At 46.4% G+C, this 18,039-nt stretch carries 13 protein-coding genes and 4 tRNA genes; 13 read left to right on the top strand and 4 right to left on the bottom strand.

Translation table 11 applies throughout. The features are described 5' to 3' along the window. Nucleotides 1-163: 163 nt before the first annotated feature. Together RT422_RS05275 and ssb are read left to right on the top strand one after the other, a co-directional pair. The gene (locus tag RT422_RS05275) at nt 164-1,528 is read left to right on the top strand and encodes an MFS transporter (RefSeq protein ID WP_313421591.1); all 1,365 of its coding nucleotides are present in this window, start codon (nt 164-166) and stop codon (nt 1,526-1,528) included. Between the two features lie 125 nt (nt 1,529-1,653). After that, nucleotides 1,654-2,325 carry a single-stranded DNA-binding protein gene (ssb, locus tag RT422_RS05280; RefSeq protein ID WP_313421565.1) on the top strand — a complete coding sequence of 224 codons (672 nt, stop codon included), beginning with the start codon at nt 1,654-1,656 and terminating at the stop codon, nt 2,323-2,325. Nucleotides 2,326-2,461: 136 nt separating this feature from the next. On the opposite strand, the gene RT422_RS05285 is transcribed toward ssb, so the two are convergent. Then, entirely contained in the window at nt 2,462-3,502 is a 1,041-nt protein-coding gene (locus RT422_RS05285) for an NADP(H)-dependent aldo-keto reductase (RefSeq protein ID WP_313421566.1), read from the bottom strand. Nucleotides 3,503-3,872: 370 nt separating this feature from the next. Here RT422_RS05285 and gspN point away from each other — a divergent pair, with 370 nt between their 5' ends. From gspN to rimI, 10 genes are all read left to right on the top strand, one after another. Beyond that, nucleotides 3,873-4,697, top strand: a complete 825-nt coding sequence (gene gspN, locus RT422_RS05290) for a type II secretion system protein N (RefSeq protein WP_313421567.1) — start codon at nt 3,873-3,875, stop codon at nt 4,695-4,697. A 22-nt stretch (nt 4,698-4,719) separates the two neighbouring features. Next, entirely contained in the window at nt 4,720-5,733 is a 1,014-nt protein-coding gene (locus RT422_RS05295) for a type II secretion system protein N (RefSeq protein WP_282850301.1), read from the top strand. An 83-nt stretch (nt 5,734-5,816) separates the two neighbouring features. Then, nucleotides 5,817-8,258, top strand: a complete 2,442-nt coding sequence (gspD, locus tag RT422_RS05300; RefSeq protein ID WP_313421568.1) for a type II secretion system secretin GspD — start codon at nt 5,817-5,819, stop codon at nt 8,256-8,258. Between the two features lie 63 nt (nt 8,259-8,321). Beyond that, the gene (locus tag RT422_RS05305) at nt 8,322-9,212 is read left to right on the top strand and encodes an FHA domain-containing protein (RefSeq protein ID WP_313421569.1); all 891 of its coding nucleotides are present in this window, start codon (nt 8,322-8,324) and stop codon (nt 9,210-9,212) included. Nucleotides 9,213-9,363: 151 nt separating this feature from the next. Continuing rightward, a tRNA-Thr gene (locus RT422_RS05310) sits at nt 9,364-9,439 on the top strand. A gap of 43 nt (nt 9,440-9,482) precedes the next feature. Continuing rightward, nucleotides 9,483-9,566, top strand: a tRNA-Tyr gene (locus RT422_RS05315). 75 nt (nt 9,567-9,641) lie between these two features. After that, a tRNA-Gly gene (locus tag RT422_RS05320) sits at nt 9,642-9,715 on the top strand. Nucleotides 9,716-9,735: 20 nt separating this feature from the next. Next, nucleotides 9,736-9,810: transfer RNA gene (locus RT422_RS05325), tRNA-Thr, on the top strand. 267 nt (nt 9,811-10,077) lie between these two features. Then, nucleotides 10,078-11,268, top strand: a complete 1,191-nt coding sequence (gene tuf, locus RT422_RS05330; protein ID WP_007117403.1) for an elongation factor Tu — start codon at nt 10,078-10,080, stop codon at nt 11,266-11,268. 58 nt (nt 11,269-11,326) lie between these two features. Then, nucleotides 11,327-11,836, top strand: a complete 510-nt coding sequence (gene rimI, locus RT422_RS05335) for a ribosomal protein S18-alanine N-acetyltransferase (protein ID WP_313421570.1) — start codon at nt 11,327-11,329, stop codon at nt 11,834-11,836. Here rimI and RT422_RS05340 read toward each other — a convergent pair. The 3 genes from RT422_RS05340 to trxB are packed head-to-tail and all read right to left on the bottom strand — an operon-like array spanning nt 11,829 to nt 14,480. Further along, on the bottom strand, nt 11,829-12,647 hold the full coding sequence (locus tag RT422_RS05340) for an arginyltransferase (RefSeq protein WP_312383946.1): 819 nt from the start codon (nt 12,645-12,647) through the stop codon (nt 11,829-11,831). The two genes, rimI and RT422_RS05340, sit on opposite strands and share 8 nt — an antisense overlap. A gap of 27 nt (nt 12,648-12,674) precedes the next feature. Continuing rightward, nucleotides 12,675-13,466: a leucyl/phenylalanyl-tRNA--protein transferase gene (gene aat / locus RT422_RS05345; RefSeq protein WP_313421571.1), complete on the bottom strand. Its 792-nt coding sequence runs from the start codon at nt 13,464-13,466 to the stop codon at nt 12,675-12,677. Nucleotides 13,467-13,481: 15 nt separating this feature from the next. After that, the gene (gene trxB / locus RT422_RS05350) at nt 13,482-14,480 is read right to left on the bottom strand and encodes a thioredoxin-disulfide reductase (protein WP_313421572.1); all 999 of its coding nucleotides are present in this window, start codon (nt 14,478-14,480) and stop codon (nt 13,482-13,484) included. A 452-nt stretch (nt 14,481-14,932) separates the two neighbouring features. Here trxB and RT422_RS05355 point away from each other — a divergent pair, with 452 nt between their 5' ends. Next, nucleotides 14,933-18,007: a DNA translocase FtsK 4TM domain-containing protein gene (locus RT422_RS05355; RefSeq protein WP_313421573.1), complete on the top strand. Its 3,075-nt coding sequence runs from the start codon at nt 14,933-14,935 to the stop codon at nt 18,005-18,007. Nucleotides 18,008-18,039 lie beyond the last annotated feature (32 nt).

Consider the following 18,039-nt stretch of genomic DNA (forward strand, 5'->3'; position numbering starts at 1 on the left):
AGCCAAAATAATGGGGCTAAAATAATTTTTATTGCCAATAAATTCTCTGTGATAAAAATTAGGCATATAATAAGCCGTTTTTGGCAAAATTTTGTGAGCCACCATGTCAGTAAAATCAACGTCAGTAAAATCAACGTCGAGAAATATGAGTCACAACTCCTCCATGAATGCATCCGAAAAGAAAGCGATTGCCGGGTTGGGCGGTATCTTTGCCTTGCGCATGCTCGGACTATTCATGATTGTGCCTGTGTTTGCAGTATATGGCACGCAATATGCACACGCCACGCCGTTTTTGATTGGATTGGCGATTGGTATCTATGGCTTAGGGCAGGCGATTTTTCAGATTCCCATGAGTTTTTTGGCGGACAAATATCCGCGTAAACCGATTATCATTGCAGGGTTATTGGTGTTTGCGCTCGGGGGAGCGATTTGCGCCTTATCAACAGACATCTATATGGTGATATTGGGGCGTTTGATTGCCGGCAGTGGCGCGGTTTCAGCAGTGGTGATGGCACTACTCGCGGATGTGACCCGTGAAGAGCATCGCACCAAAGCGATGGCAACCATGGGGCTGACCATTGCCATGTCGGTAATGGTCGCATTTGGGCTCGGTCCGATTTTGACGCATGTGCTCGATATTTCAGGCTTGTTTTGGGTGACAGTGGCGTCCGCTATTTTCGCCATTGGCTTACTGTGGATTGTGCCCACCCCAAATCGGGTACTAAAGCACAATCTCAATAATCACTCAGTTAAAGCACAGTTTGCTGAAGTATTAAAAATTGGCGATATTAACCGGTTGCATTTGGCGATTTTTGCGCTGCATCTGTCAATGACAGCGATGTTTACCTTATTGCCGCACCAGTTTCATGATGTGCTGGGCTTGACGGTGGCGCAGCAAGGTTTTGTGTATTTGCCGCTACTGTTATTGGGCTTTATCATTGCGGTTCCGCTGATTATCATCGCAGAAAAAAAACGTCAAATGCGCGCCGTGTTTTTGGCGTCTTTAGCGACCTTGGTGGCGGGATTGGTATTTTTGGCGGTGGCTAGTCAGACCATCGTGGGTTTGATTGTTGGGCTTGCAGTTTATTACATTGGCTTTAACAGCCTTGAGGCGACCATTCCGTCTTGGATTTCCAAACGCGCGCCTGTTGCCAACAAAGCGACGGCAATGGGTATTAACTCATCTGCACAGTTTTTGGGTGCTTTTGTGGGCGGTGCCATGGGCGGTATTTTGCTGACCAAACCGATGTGGCTGTCATGGACGGTGCTCGCCATTGTGACTGTCATTGCGTTATTGTTTATCTTGCCGATTGCATCCCCACCGTATTTGACCAGCCTAACGATTACCCTGCCAACGGGTATTGACACGACTGCATGGTCACAGCAAATTTTGGCGATTGACGGGGTGGATGAGATAGTGATGATGCCAAAAGAAAACATTGCTTATCTCAAACTGGATAAAGAAAAATTGACCGATGACACGCGACAGCATTTGTCACATCTTACCGGTCAGACGCTAGCAATTTGATGCAAAGTTTAGTAAAGTAATGGCATTGTACTTGCGCTAAATCCACAAAGATTTGGCTAAAAATACTATAGCGTTATTGAGAAATTCATTAAGAAAGTTATCAAAAAAATCATCAAGGAAATTCTATGCGCGGCGTAAACAAAGTAATCATTGTAGGCAACCTTGGTTCAGATCCTGAAGTCAAACAATTTGCCAATGGCGGTAGCGTGACGCGTATCGCCGTGGCAACAAGTGAGCAGTGGAACGACAAACAAACAGGTGAGCGCCGTGAGCAAACCGAATGGCACCGTATTTCATTGTTTAATAAACTCGGTGAAATTGCAGCGCAATACCTGCGTAAAGGTAGCCAAGTCTATATCGAAGGTAGCCTTCGCACCAGTAAATACACCGATCAAAATGGCGTAGAGCGTTATGCCACAGAGATTCGTGCCGACCAAATGCAAATGCTTGGTACCGCAGGCGGCGTTCAAGGCGGTATTGCTAATAACAATACTGCAAGCACAACCTACCAAAACCAGCCCCAAGGTGGTTATAATCAAGTTGGCTACAACCAAGGTGGCAACCAAGCGCCCAATCATTTTGGCGGCTATCCAAATCAAAATAATGCCCAAACTAATAACCAAGTTGCGCCCCAAGCGGGTCAAAATGCAGGATTTGGCAACAACCCATTTATGAATGGCAACCAAGCGCCACAAGGGGCAAATACAGCAAATAATCAGCCTGCCCAAAATCCCCAACAAAATCCAGCCATGGCAATGCCAAAACCAGGTGCAGTTGATGATGACATCCCGTTCTAGACTTTAAATTTTATTAGGTTTGTTTAAAAAAATCCCTGCGACAGTCTGACTGTGCAAGGATTTTTTATGCCGTTTTTTCTGATCGTAGCCTGCTAGTAAGTTGCAGCGTCTAAGATGCAGATTTAAGTTACAGGGTTTAAGGCGCAGGGTTCGGGTGTAAGGTCTGCACCGCTTCGATATCAGCCAATACCTCTTGGGACAATACCAAGTCTACGGACGCGATATTGCTGGCTAGTTGCTGAGTGGTGGTTGCCCCAATGATGTTGGCAGTCACAAACGAGCGGCTATTGACAAACGCCAGTGCCATTTGTGCCATATCTAGATTATGTTTTTTGGCGACCTCGGCATAGGCTTGGGTGGCTTGTTGCGCTTGCTCATTCAAATAGCGGGTAAAATGGCTATAAAGGCTCAGGCGACTGTTGGCAGGCTTGTTACCGCCCAAATATTTGCCTGATAACACGCCAAATGCTAGCGGTGAGTAGGCAAGTAGCCCAATTTGTTCACGGTGACTGATTTCTGCCAGTCCCACTTCATACAAGCGATTGAGTAAACTATATGGATTTTGTATGGTGATAGGTCGAGCAAGCCCATGTTTATCGGCTTCTGCTAAGTAGCGCATGACGCCCCAGGGGGTATCATTGGATAACCCATAAGCGCGGATTCGACCTTTGCTGATTTCATCATTGAGTGCTTCGATGGTTTCCAAAAATGGCGTCAATTCTTTGGTGTCTTGCTGCGCCATACTTTCTGTATAGCCGCGTTGACCAAAAAAGTTGGTCTGACGCTCTGGCCAGTGGAGCTGATAAATATCGATATGGTCGGTTTGCAAGCGCTGTAGATTGCTGTCTAATGCCGCACGAATGGTTTTTTTATCAAACTTGGTATTGCCACCGCGCAAAAAGTCATTGCGAGAGATTTTACTCGCCAATACCACCTCATTTCGCTTGCCTGTCTTGGCAAACCAGCTACCCATAAAGCGCTCTGTATCACCCTGTTTGTCTTTATCAGGGGGTGACGGATACATCTCTGCGGTATCCCAAAAGTTCACACCTTGGGCAAGGGCATAATCCATTTGTTCATGGGCATCCGGCTCGCTGTTTTGCTGTCCCCAGGTCATCGTGCCTAAGCAAATTTTGGAGACGCTATCGCCCAGTTGTGGCAATGTATCAAATTGCATGCTATTTTCCTTGTGTTTTGCATGATAGTTTTAACCAGCTTGGTGAGGTGATTGTAGCAAACTCATGGTGATAAAGTCGGTTGCAAATTGTAGTGAGTGCGGCAGGTAGCCGCAATAAACAGTCTGCCCAAAACAAGCCTGACAAAATTTTGATTTTTTATGGATTGACATTACAACGCCATAAAAATCAGTTATGATAAAGCGTTTGATTTTAGTTAGAAAAATATTTGAGTGTTGGCGCAGAGTGGGTTCAAAATTTTGCGTTAATAGCAATTTTTATCCTGCATGAATTATTTGATTGTTGATTAATCTGCTTGTGGATTGCGTCACTTTATCGGTGTCAAAAATCATTGTAAAAAGGTATTCAAGTTTGGCAAGTGTCAATTCATTACGTCCGACAAAACTATGGTGGCTGGTAGGTCTGGTTTTGCTTTGCTTAAGCTTGTTGATTCAGCTACCTGCAGCGTGGTTGCTGCAAAAATTTGCCCCAAACAACCCTTACTTGCAGCAAATATCCGGCAACCTTTGGCAAGGCCAAGCCAATTGGCAAATCAATGCGCGCCCCAATACGCCGCTGGCGGGTAGTGTCGATTGGCGCTGGCAGCCGTGGCATTTATTGATGGGCAAACTGGGTATGGCGGTCGATATCCGCTCTGGCAAAACCGACTTGCAAGGCGTGGTCAAATTCAATAAAACCAGCTGGCAAGTCAATGATTTCAACGGCAAAATCAGCCATGACACATTAGCGCAGTTGGTCAGTTGGCAATTACCCGACACACCGATTACCATCAAAGAAGTGTCGATTGAAAAAAATAAGCAAGGCTATCAAACCGCCGAAGGTAGCATGAATTGGGCAGGCGGTGATTTGGGGTATCCCACAGGCGGCAAAACCTACCTCATCAAACTCCCCACCATGCAAGGCAACTTAAGCGCGGATAAAGCCAGTGTACAGCCAGTAGCCAACGCCAATGGTACTAATAATAGCAACAAGGCGGCGCAAGGTAAAAGCTTGCATTTAGCCCTTACTACACCGCAAGGTGAGCGATTAGGGGATTTTTATCTTGACCAAGATAATATGATAGATGTGTCATTGACCCAGCGATTGCTCAAAAATATGCCGGCGTACCAAGGCAAAGGGGCTGATGACAGTGTGGTGGTGTCCATTCGCCAACCTTTGACCAGTATGGGTAATTAGAGACGCAGCGATGATAGCAGATATGATAAAAGCCACCCAGCGCCCCTCGTTGAGCCGTAAAACAACGACTGGTAAATTTGTGCCGATGGCGGTGGTAGAAAAACTGTATCCTTGGTTGCTATTGGTAGCTATTTTTTGGTTGGTGTGGCAATTAAGCCAAGCAATTTGGCTGGTGGTTGCACCGCCCAAAGCCCCTGTACTCACCCCAGTCCCCCTGCAGACGAACTTGGTCGCGCAATCTGCCAATAGCAATGCGTTAGATTATTTTGCGCAGCCAACTGCCCCACAAGCGCCGGCAGCGACACCCCCAGATATTAAAGTGGTGGGCGTGACCATTGCCACCCCAGAGAGTCAATCGTATGCAATTTTGACCGCCAATGGTAAAACCTTAAGCTATCGTATCAACGACATGATTGATGGCAGTGGTTATAAATTGGTCAAAGTCGCAGCCGATTTTATAATAGTGGCAGATGCAAGCGGTCAAACCAGTAAAGTGCCATTTGGGCAACCGTTTTTTCTTGACCAAAGCGAGGCTATCAGAGCCAAAGCGCAAGCCAACGGTGCAGCCGGCGTGGGTAATGGCTCAAATATGGGACAGACCCCCACACCGAGCTTAGGCGGCGCTGCGCCACAAGCGATTAGAGGCGCGCCAGTGGCTACAGGCGATCCGCATGATCGAGAGGATTCTGCGCCCAATATGGCGACGTCAAATGGTGCCAATACCTCGCCAAGCGGTGCATCGTCAGCCATTGGTGGGGCGATTCAAGGGCTTCAGCAAAATGCCTCAGGGTACCTAAGCCAAATGGGTGTGGCAGCAACAGGGCAAGGCTATTTGGTGACCGATGCGATGTCCGCAGGACTAAAAAATCGACTGGGGCTACAAACAGGGGATAAAGTCCTCTCCGTCAATGGACAAAACGTGGGTCAAAACCCAACGCAAGATGCCCAGCTACTACGGCAAGTGCAACAAGCAGGACAAGCGCAAATCCAAGTTCAGCGCGGCGACCAAGTCGTGACAGTACGCCAGTCATTTTGATAAAACATAGTAAAAAGTTACAGACGTCATCGCTACGTGAGACACGAGTCGGTGATATGCGTTAAAAATTGATAAGGTAAATTATGAAATACCCAACCATGCTAAAGCCACTATTTTTGAGCACGACACTGGCTATGAGTATCAGTTTGCTTAGCAGTGGTCTGTCAGCTGCCCATGCAGCCACTGGCTATAAAGTGCATTTGCAAGACGCTGATATCAAGGCGTTTATCGACCAAATTGCCACCATCACGCAAAAGAACTTTGTGCTAGACCCACGCATTAATGGCAATGTGACGGTAATTTCAAACAAACCCTTATCCCGTCAAGAAGTGTATGACTTGTTTTTAGCCGTGATGAAAGTCAATGGTATTGTAGCGATTGATCGCGGGCTGACCACAGAGCTGGTCCCTGATACCGTTGCCAAGCAAGCAGGGGTGGACGTGGATTTGCGCGGTAATACCGCAGGTAGCCAAATGGCGACCCGCATCTATTATCTCACCAATACCAATGCCAATGATATCTTAAACGTCATCCGTCCGATGATGCCGCCGTATGCCAATGCCGCTGTGGTGCCAAATGTCAATGCGATTATCCTCTCTGACCGCGCCGACAGCCTCAATCAATACGCAAAATTGATTAGCGATCTTGATAGCAATATGAATGACAAGCTGACCATTATTCCGCTGCGTCATGTAGATGCCAAGCGCATGATGGATTTATTAAGCTCACTGACAGGGACGGGCAGTGGTACAGCGCCAGCTGCTACGGGTCAATCAGGGCAGCCTGCTGTGGCATCAACCGGTGGCAGCCTGATCAATATCATTGCCGACCCGATTTCTGATAGGCTGCTCGTCAAAGGTAGTGCCGAGATGACAGCCAAAGTACAGCGAATGGTAGAGCAGTTAGACACCGTACCGACGCAACGTCTCAGTGGTCTTCGCGTGTTTCGTTTAAAATATGCCAGTGCCACCCATATTGCAGAAATGCTACGCGGACTGCTTGCCTATCAATCTATCAATAGCTCAGGTGACCAAACCACCTTGCAAGCAAGCTCAATGTTTCAATCTAGTAGCGATACCAGTAATAATAGCGCAGCGACCACCACCAATACTGCAGCGTCACCCACAGGTTCACCGCTAAATACCTCGTCCACCAGCAACACAACGACTGCGCAAAACAACGGCTATCAAGGTAGACCTTTTAGCATTATCGCTGACCAAACCCAAAACTCCGTCATCGTCAATGCCAACCCAGAGTTAATGGTAGAAATCGAAAACGCTATTAATGAGCTAGATACCCGCCGTGACCAAGTGTTGATTCAAGCAGCAATTATGGAAATCTCAGGCAATGATACCCAACAACTTGGCGTGCAATGGGCAATGGGCAACGCCAACAGCGGCGTAGGGGTGATTAACTTTAATAATATCGGTGCATCCGCAGTAGGTCTGGCATCTGAGATATTAAGCAAAACCCCAGGTACGGCGGCAGCATCGGTGGCAGGCGCGCTGTTGGGGATTGGCAATAGTAAAACCGATAGTAACGGTAATCGTGAGTTTTATGGTGCGATTTTGCAAGCCATCAATAAAACCAACAATGCCAATCTATTATCCATGCCCTCTATTTTGACGTTGGATAACGAAAAAGCCAATATTTTGGTAGGGCAGAACGTGCCATTTGTGACCGGCTCTTATACCACGGCAAGTAACTCATCAACCACGCCGTTTCAAACCGTGAGCCGTCAAGATGTCGGTATCAATCTTAATGTCATTCCGCATATTGGTGATAATGGTTCAGTGCGACTTGAGATTTCGCAGGAAGTGTCCTCCATTGTCGACGGTACCCTCAATAACGTGAGCGGTGTCGTCACCAACAAGAATTTAATCAAAACCACCATTTTAGCGGATAATCAACAAACCGTGGCATTGGGTGGGTTGATGCGTGATAACAGCACCTATGGTCAGCAAAAAGTCCCAGGATTGGGTGATGCGCCGATTCTTGGTAATTTATTTCGCTCAAAAAGCAAAAACTCGGACAAAACCAATCTGATTGTATTTTTACAGCCGACCATTTTGCGTAATGGTAGCGCGGTGGCAAGCGTGACCGAAAAAAGCTTAGACGGTATTCGTACCATGCAACTGGTAATTGATAAAAACGGTACGCTCAAACAAATCCCACTTAATATCAATGCCATGTTCCCCAATACCAATAGGGTGCAAAATGGCGTCAAATTGCCAACAGACGACCTGGTTACCCCAGCCGAGCAGAGCTTATCAAACACGCCAAGAGTGTATGCCAATGGTGTCGATATCGTCACGCCCGTGTCATCAAATGTGTCTCGCACAGGCAGTTCATCGACCACAACCGTGAGTCGCCCAGCGAGCAACGCCATCACTCAAGCGCCTATTGCCCAATCTACCGTCATCCAATCTAAAGCGCAGACAGGGCAGGGCGCAAAAATGGCTCAAACGCCTGTGGTGATTGCGACCCCGCCTGCGGTGCAGACCATCACCGTGACAAATCCCTAAAAATGTCCCATAATGCCAAGCATAATGATAATATTGAATACCCCTTAGGAGTAGGAGACTTGCATGGACAATCATCAAACTAATGCAGTGAATACGATGAACCTTACCGACAACTCGCAAGGCACTTCATGGCAACTCATTGGGCTGTCACCAGCGTTGGCGGATTTAACTATAGATATTGATAAAAGCTTAAGCATCGGACGTAGCGATAGCAATAATTTGGTATTAGCAACCTCACAAATCTCTCGCCAACACGCCAAGATTAACTGTATTGGTGAGCAGTTGTATGTACAAGACTTAGGTTCAAGCAATGGTACCTTTGTCAATGGTGAGCGTATCGGTACAGACGCGCATGCTTTGCAAGCCACTGATGAACTTGCCTTTGCTGACTTGGTATTTTTGGTGGTAAATGCCCCAGTCGACGCACTGGATGGTGATAGTTTTCTCAATAGTTTACAAGACATTGAAAGCTTTACACCCACCACTGACATTCATACCCAAACTGAATCGACTGCATCGGTTGAGCCATCATCACTGAACGCTGCAGCCAACACCGCGCCTGTGATAGATGTCGTTACCACGCAAGATTTTTTACCTAGCGAGCAGCTGAGCAACACTCACGTCGAACAATCCGTACCTTCTACACCGACAACAACAGTCGATGTAGCAAGCATTGATAATCCCACATCACCGCTACTTAATACACCGGCTCAGCCGCCTGTCATCACTGAGGCAGTAGCAGTATCATCACAGCCCGTTTTCCCATCCGTTCAGGTCTCAGCCGTTCAGCCAGCGCAACCATCGCCAGTTAGCACAGTAGACACTGATGCAATGAAACCTACGCCAATGAAAAGTGAGCCAACAAAACCTACGGCAAAGAAAAACGCCACAGTCGCAATCATGATTGTGGTAATCATTGCGCTGATTATTGCATCCGTGTTGTTGATGTATTAGGGTTTAGGTAGCAAATAAGCGGCGCAAGGCGCCTAAAATGCGGATTTGAATCATTAAATTTTCGTTTTAGCAAAAAAAATGAAAAAAAACTAAAAAAACGCTTGCAAGATTAAAAATATTTGCTAAAATGCTCACCACTTTCAAGCGATACGCCGGCTTAGCTCAGTTGGTAGAGCAACTGACTTGTAATCAGTAGGTCGCCAGTTCGACTCCGGCAGCCGGCACCATCCTTTAACACATCGTGTTAAGCGTACCTTGAAAGACAACTATGGTGGGGTTCCCGAGCGGTCAAAGGGGACGGACTGTAAATCCGTTGCGAGAGCTTCGAAGGTTCGAATCCTTCCCCCACCACCATTTGCCTGCTATTGTTATCTGAATATTCCCTAATCACGTTAACAGTAAGTCCAGTATGCTTGGGCGGGTCGCATTGCGGGTGTAGTTTAGTGGTAGAACCTCAGCCTTCCAAGCTGATGGTGCGGGTTCGATTCCCGCCACCCGCTCCATTATTCTAAACCAAAGTTTTGCTCATATAGCTCAGAGGTAGAGCACTCCCTTGGTAAGGGAGAGGTCCCGAGTTCAACTCTCGGTATGAGCTCCAGTTTTATAGAAAATACATTGAGATAAACTAAAAAATAGTTAAGGCAGCACAGATGTGTTGCCTTTTGTTTTAGCAATAACAAAAAAGTTTACCCATAAAGATGAAGGCTATGGAAAAAACTTGAAATTTATGTTAAATTTGCTATTTTAGTGACCTAGCAACACTCAAATTGGCAACACCAGCACTGGCAATACAGATACACCAGTTGGTTTATAGCTTTGAGCTAGGGTATTGCTAACAGTTTAACAATGATCAGAGGATTAAATTATGGCAAAGGCCAAGTTTGAACGTACTAAACCACACGTTAACGTAGGCACCATTGGACACGTTGACCATGGTAAAACAACCCTAACAGCTGCGATTGCGACCGTAGCAGCAAAACACAACGGTGGTGAAGCCAAAGACTACGCGTCAATTGACTCAGCCCCTGAAGAAAAAGCCCGTGGTATCACCATCAACACCTCACACATTGAATATGACACCCAAGCACGTCACTACGCACACGTAGACTGTCCTGGCCATGCTGACTATGTTAAAAACATGATCACCGGTGCAGCACAGATGGACGGTGCCATCCTAGTTGTATCAGCCACTGACGGCCCAATGCCACAAACACGTGAACACATCCTACTATCACGCCAAGTAGGTGTACCATACATCATGGTATTCATGAACAAATGTGACATGGTTGATGACGAAGAACTACTAGAACTTGTCGAAATGGAAGTACGTGAACTACTATCAAGCTACGACTTCCCTGGCGATGACACCCCAATCATCAAAGGTTCTGCCCTAGAAGCCCTAAACGGCGGCGAAGGCAAATACGGTGAACCAGCCGTACTAGAACTACTTGACACCCTAGACAGCTACATCCCAGAACCAGAACGTGCGATTGACAAACCATTCTTGATGCCAATCGAAGACGTATTCTCAATCTCTGGTCGTGGTACAGTCGTAACAGGTCGTGTAGAATCAGGCGTCATCAAAGTTGGTGAAGAAATTGAAATCGTTGGTATCAAACCAACCGCAAAAACCACCTGTACTGGCGTTGAAATGTTCCGTAAACTACTAGACGAAGGTCGTGCAGGCGAGAACTGTGGTGTACTATTACGTGGTACCAAACGTGAAGACGTACAACGTGGTCAAGTATTGGCTAAACCAGGTTCAATCAAACCACACACCAAATTTGACGCAGAAGTATACGTACTATCAAAAGAAGAAGGTGGTCGTCACACCCCATTCTTAAATGGTTACCGTCCACAATTCTACTTCCGTACCACTGACGTAACTGGCGCAATCCAATTACCAGAAGGTACAGAGATGGTAATGCCTGGCGATAACGTTGAAATGAACGTAGAGCTAATCCACCCAATCGCAATGGACCAAGGCTTACGCTTTGCAATCCGTGAAGGTGGCCGTACTGTAGGTGCGGGTGTTGTTGCTAAAGTTAACGACTAATCGTTAGTAAGCACACAAAAGAGTCACTTCGGTGGCTCTTTTTTTATGGAAATAAATTATGACTGCAATACAGATATATAAGTTAGATAAAACGAGTCCACAAGATAATACTTCGCAGCAAGTACTGGCGCAGCTGGCACACATTGAATCTGGGCTATTTATCTACGATGCTTGGTCGGCTGCGCAAATCAATTCACTGCTCGCGCAGCCATTTAACCATATAATTTATGCGACAGACGAGCTGAATCAGCAATTGATTGGCTATTGCATTTACAGCCACATATTTGAAGATAGTGAAATTTTAAGAATCGGAACTTGTCTTGATTATCAACAGCAAGGTATTGCAAGCCAATTGTTAACGGCTATGGCGCAAATGAGCCAAGCAACGGGTGCCGAGCGGATGCTATTAGAGGTAAGAGAAGATAATCATGCTGCCATTGCATTTTATCAAAAACATGGGTTTGAACAGGTTGCCGTTCGCAAAAATTACTACGATAATCATGACATGACCAAAACCCATGCGTTAATTATGCAGCGCAAATTCAATGCTAAATTAAATGCTAAGTAGTATTCCACATGTTTAGGTAATGCGCTTTTATCGCCTGCTGAAGCAGTGGCTCAACTTGCGCGGCTGTGACAGCCTCATCGAAGCGATGCCACTGTTGATTGATTAATAATTCACTGGGATAAAAACGCGATTTATATGCCATCTTATCCGAATCTGGTACCCAAAAACCTAAATATAAATACGGTAATCCAAGACGTTTAACATAGTCAATTTGGGTAAGTATCGCAAGGGTGCCCAAACTATTTATGGTTGCATCGGGATCATAGAAAGTATAGACTGCGGATATGCCGTCATCTAATTGGTCGCAAACTGCCACCATGACTAATTCATCATGAAGCCAAAACTCCATAAAAAATGACTGGGTAAAGCTATATTGTAGAAACTGTTTAAACCCTTGTAAATTGGGTGGATACATATCGCCATCACTATGGCGAGCGCAGATATAGCGAGCATATAGCATAAAATGCGATTCATCGGCATCATCACAAGCCGTAATTACCACATCCATCTCGTGCGATTTTTGCCATAGTTTGCGCTGGGTACGATTGGGTTCAAACTCGTTAACTACTAAACGTGTAGAGATACAGCGTTGACAATGGAAGCATACAGGGCGGTATAGATGTTGTCCACTACGCCGATACCCGAGCCGTGAAAACTGAGAAAAAAGAGGTGTACTTAAACGTTCATCCTTTGCTAATTCAATCAGCTCTAAACGTGCTGCACGATCCGGCAAATAACTACATTGATGCAGCGGCGTCAATTGGCTGGCCAGTGCCAGACTGGTCGGGGGGTGGGGTGGTTTTAACGTCATTGGTGCTTTTAAATACCCTTAACTTACCTAAGCTTGCGTAGTTGGAGGTAGGTAATAAGTCATCAAATCCTCATTTAACAGTTGATTAAGTGGCAATTTTTGACCGCAAATCGATGACCAATCAATACTCGGTAGCGATAATTGTTGCGCAAGCCCAGCTAAAAATTCCGCTCTGGGTAGGATGGATGCCCCTAAACGCAGCAAATGTGGGTTAGGCAACTGACAGTCCACCCAAGCAAATTGGGAATGCGCACACAGCTGCATTAACACAAAAAAAGCCGCTTTAGATGCATCTGTGACTCGGTGAAACATACTTTCACCAAAAAATGCTTGTCCTAGCTTTAGCCCATAGAGACCACCAATCAGCTCATCATCATCCCAAATCTCGACACTGTAAGCCACTTGCTCGGCATGTAGCGCCGTATACGCTTCAATCATAGCGGGACTGATCCAAGTGGCTGATGTAGAAGCTTGGGCATAGGCACGGGTGTCGGCACAGGCGGCAATAACCTTAGCAAAGGCAAGGTTGAGGGAAAACGTCCAACCTGCATTTTTGATTCGCCGTTTTAGGGTTTTACTGGCGCAAAAATCGCTAGGATAAATAATACAGCGCGGGTCAGGCGACCACCAAGCGATGGGCTCGCCTTCATTAAACCACGGGAACATGCCTTGGCGATAAGCACACACTAAGGTATCAGCCGCCAAATCACCTCCCAGCGCAATTAACCCTTCACCGTCAGGGTCTGCCGCCATCGGGTCGGGAAATTGATAACGGCAAACGAAAGGGTTTTGTAAGGGGTGGTGATTTGGCAATGGCATCGTTGAAAGTATTAGCTAAACAGTAGAGGTGTTGGCTGATACCGTGGTATTGGCATTCGCTAGATTGACGATATCTAAATATTTTTCTGCATCCAACGCCGCCATACAACCCGTAGCTGCCGAGGTAATCGCTTGGCGATAGATATGATCTGCCACATCCCCACAGGCAAACACGCCTTCGACACTTGTCGCTGTCGCATTGCCATCTAGACCGCTTTTGACCACGATATAGCCATTATTCATCTCAAGCTGATCTTGGAAAATATCGGTGTTGGGTTTGTGCCCAATCGCTACGAACATACCAGGCGCGTTGATGGTTTTAGTAGACTGGTCTTGGAGATTTTCAATCACCACACCTGTCACGCCTGCGTCATCACCCACCACTTCTTTGACTTGGCTGTTCCATTCGATGGTCACATTGCCATTTTTTTGTTTTTCAAATAATTGGTCTTGCAGAATTTTTTCTGATTTTAATTTATCACGTCGATGCACTAGGGTGACGTGGCTTGCGATGTTTGATAGATACAAGGCTTCTTCAACCGCCGTGTTGCCACCGCCAATCACCACCACAGGTTTGCCGCGATAGAAGAACCCATCACAGGTCGCACAGGCAGAGACACCAAGCCCCATAAATTTTTGTTCAGAGGCGAGCCCCAAATATTGCGCTGATGCCCCTGTCGCTACAATGAGTGCGTCACACGTGTAAGTAGCGCTATTGCCGATTAAGGTGAAGGGTCGCTGAGTTAGGTTCACTTGGTTGATATGGTCATACACCAACTGGGTGCCAAAACGCTCGGCATGGGCTTGCATTCGTACCATCAAATCAGGTCCCGTCAAGCCTTGTGGGTCGCCAGGCCAGTTATCAACTTCAGTGGTGGTAGTCAACTGCCCGCCAGTCTGCATACCTGTGATAATGACCGGTTTTAAATTGGCGCGCGCTGCATACACGGCGGCAGAATAACCCGCTGGGCCTGAACCCAAAATAATAAGCTGGTGATGGATAATTTCTGACATACGTCTTTCCTAACAATCGCTGAATAATAAACTAAATAATAAAACAGGCTAATTTTTGATTCATAAGTAAGATAGGGGCTAACATCGAAAATAGCAAGTAAATGTTATTTTTATAACAGATTCATCGCGCAATCAAAGCTCAATCAACGCTCAATCAACGCTCAAAAATGGCGTAAGCTTGTTATCAAAAAATACCCTACTATCCGGCTTTGTTGGCTCAAACCGCATTTATCATAGGGCTTGAATTGGCTGATTAACAAAGCAATTTTTCGCAAAAAAAGCTCAGCAACTCACCACTTAGATTTGATATGATAGTCGATTAAAAGGGTGATTTTAATCAACGTTTTTCCAAAATCATTGTTTTTTCACAATCATTATCAGTCAGTCATGGCGCAGCAAAGCGTTGGCTTACGGCTTATCCAAAGCAGGTTCAAATTCAAAGGTAAATTGCGTTGTCTTATTATATTCGTCAAAGTGTGCTTACGATTATCTGGCTAATCGTGGCATTGTTGTTAGTCATGTCCCTCATCAGTTATTCTGCCAATGATCCTAGTTGGTCGCATATCAGTAGTGCGGCAAATGAAGTCAGTAACTTGGCAGGCACGGGCGGTGCGTGGCTGGCTGATATTTTGTATGCGTTTTTGGGCGCGGCAAGTTGGTGGCTCATCGTCATTGCCTGTTATGAAGCTTGGAATGTATGGCGCCATGATGTAGAGCCTAATGGCTTGTTACGTTTTTTGGGTTATATCTTTTTGATCATTGCCACCGCAGGGCTGACAGGGGTGTTATCGTTTGGCTGGTTGGCGCAAGGCATGATAGGGCAAATCGTGGGCAACGGGCTTAGTAGTTTATTAACCTACTGGGGGACTTTGCTGTTTTTATTGGTGTTTATTGCGATCACCGTGACGTTTACCTTTGATTTACATTGGCATGAGATTTTATCGGGTCAAGCTATTCGCAGCCGCCTACACGCTGAAGCCGCAGATGAAGAAGAAACCAATACTGAGCTGAAGGCGACTGCTCAAGAAGCAAGCCAAGCAAAACCAAACGACACCGCACAACTGCCTTTGCCTTTAGCCTCCCATGACGCAGAGCAAACGGCTTACGACAGTAGTCGTCTAGCGGATGATGAGGCATTTGTTGGCAGTCCACTCGATGCGTTTTTGGATGAAACGGGTTTTAGTGAAATCAAAGATTATGAATGGCTCGAAGAAAACGATGCCACCAATCCATTTAAACCCGTCAGCTCAACCTATGTGGCAAACACCAAGCTGACCAAAAAACTGGATGAAAAACTGCAAAGTGAAATCATTAAAAAACCGTTTAAAATGCCTACCTTGAACAGACCGCATTCGATACAAGTAGATTCGCAACTCACTCAACCAACTCAGACAAGTGTAGACAGTGTAGCTGTATCGCCAGCTATGCCAACTATCGATGACGCATCTATGATGTTTGCCGCAGGCACAGGTGAGCTAGCAGATAAACGAATCTCTGAGCCTATGACTAGTCGAGAGATGGCTGCACAGGACGGGGCTATTGGGTCGTCAGATTTGGATGATTTAGCAGATAGCATAGATACTGAATATGAATTATCACAAAATCCTGTGCTAGAGCCACCATTCGAGGGCATTCAGACAGAGGCCGTTGAAGCAGAAAGTATTGAAGCAGAAGGTGCAGAAGGCATTGAAACACCATTTACTTCAGTCGCATCGTTATTGGGTATGCGACAAGTCCCAGCGCAAGCTAGGGCTAATCCATCAGATGAAAATGCCGCCGCACCGGCTGTAGCGGAATTTTCAACCCCTGCAGCAAGTCCGATGCCAACCCAAATAGCACGTCCAGCGCAAGCCGTCACCCAGATTGATACCAACGATATAACGTCTTCAATACCGACTCACAGCCGTTCGGTGGAATCTGAGCTACTCGACCAAATCGAACAGCCCGCAGCGACTCAGGTCAACCAGCCGCTCGATATCAATGATGATAGCCTGTTTAGTCAGAAATCGCGTGCCATGCAAACCGCAGCTTATCGTGCCAATTTAAGCCCGTTACCTGAGTTATCGCTGCTTGATTTGCCTGACCCTGACCGCAAGCCAAGCTACAGCCGCGAACAGTTGCAGCAGTTATCAGCGCTGTTAGAAATCAAGCTACAAGAGTTTAATATCAAAGCAGAAGTGGTCAATGCGCAAATGGGTCCAGTGGTGACACGCTTTGAAGTGTCGCTAGCACCAGGACTTAAAGCAAGTAAGGTGACAGGTATTGCCAAAGACTTGGCTCGGTCGCTATCCATGGCATCGGTGCGTGTGGTAGAAGTCATTCCAGGTAAACCTTATATCGGTATCGAAGTACCCAATCCGCAGCGCCAAATGGTACGACTCATCGAGCTGCTGAAAACAGAAGCTTATCAAGACCCCAATGGCTTGATCAGCATGGCAATGGGCAAAGATATTGCAGGTAGACCGATTATTGCGGATTTAGCCAAAGCGCCACACATGCTAGTAGCAGGTACCACAGGCTCAGGTAAGTCAGTGTTGGTGAATTCGCTGTTATTGTCAATGCTGCTCAAATACACACCAGAGCAGCTGCGATTGATTTTGATTGACCCCAAACAGCTCGAGCTTGCCAACTACGGCGATATTCCGCATCTGCTCACCCCCGTAGTCACCGATATGACCGAAGCAGCCAGTGCTTTGGCATGGAGTGTGGCGGAGATGGAACGTCGTTATCAGTTGATGTCATTATTCAAAGTGCGTAAACTGGATGAATTCAACAAAAAAGTCATGGCAGCCGAACAAAATGGTGAGCCGTTACTAGATCCGCTTTGGCGACCCAATGACAGTGTCAGCCAAGATAGAGCGCCAAAATTAAAACCGTTACCACAAATTGTGATTGTGGCGGATGAGTTTGCTGACATGATTATGCAGGTGGGTAAACAAGCCGAGGAGTTGATTACGCGTTTGGCACAAAAATCGCGCGCCGCAGGGATTCATTTGATTTTAGCGACCCAGCGCCCCTCAGTGGATGTGATTACTGGCTTGATTAAAGCCAATATTCCCGTCCGTGCCGCGCTTCGTGTCAACTCAAAAGTCGACTCGCGTACCATTTTGGATGCCGGTGGCGCAGAGGATATGCTTGGGCATGGGGATATGCTGTTTTTAGGACCTGGTCAAATCGAGCCTAACCGTGTACATGGTGCTTTTATCAGCGATGCGGAAGTCAACCGTGTGTGTGATGCATGGCGCGAGCGAGGCGCACCTAATTATATTGATAATATGTTTGATAACTTTGAGTTAAGCTCAGCACCAAGTGGGGGCGATGCTAGTGGGTCTAGCAATGGTGAAGAAGACCCACTGTATGATGAGGTGGTGGCGTTTTTGCTCGAAACCCGTAAAGTCTCTGCATCAAGCATTCAGCGCAAATTTAGTATCGGCTATAACCGCGCAGCACGTATTGTTGATGCCATGGAAGAGGCGGGCTTGGTAAGTGGCATGACCAAAAGTGGTAAACGTGAGCTATTAATGTAGAGGTTAGACAAAATAAAAAAAGGTGCGATTTA

Source organism: Moraxella sp. CTOTU49803 (genome assembly GCF_032097965.1).
GTDB lineage: Bacteria > Pseudomonadota > Gammaproteobacteria > Pseudomonadales > Moraxellaceae > Faucicola > Faucicola tetraodonis.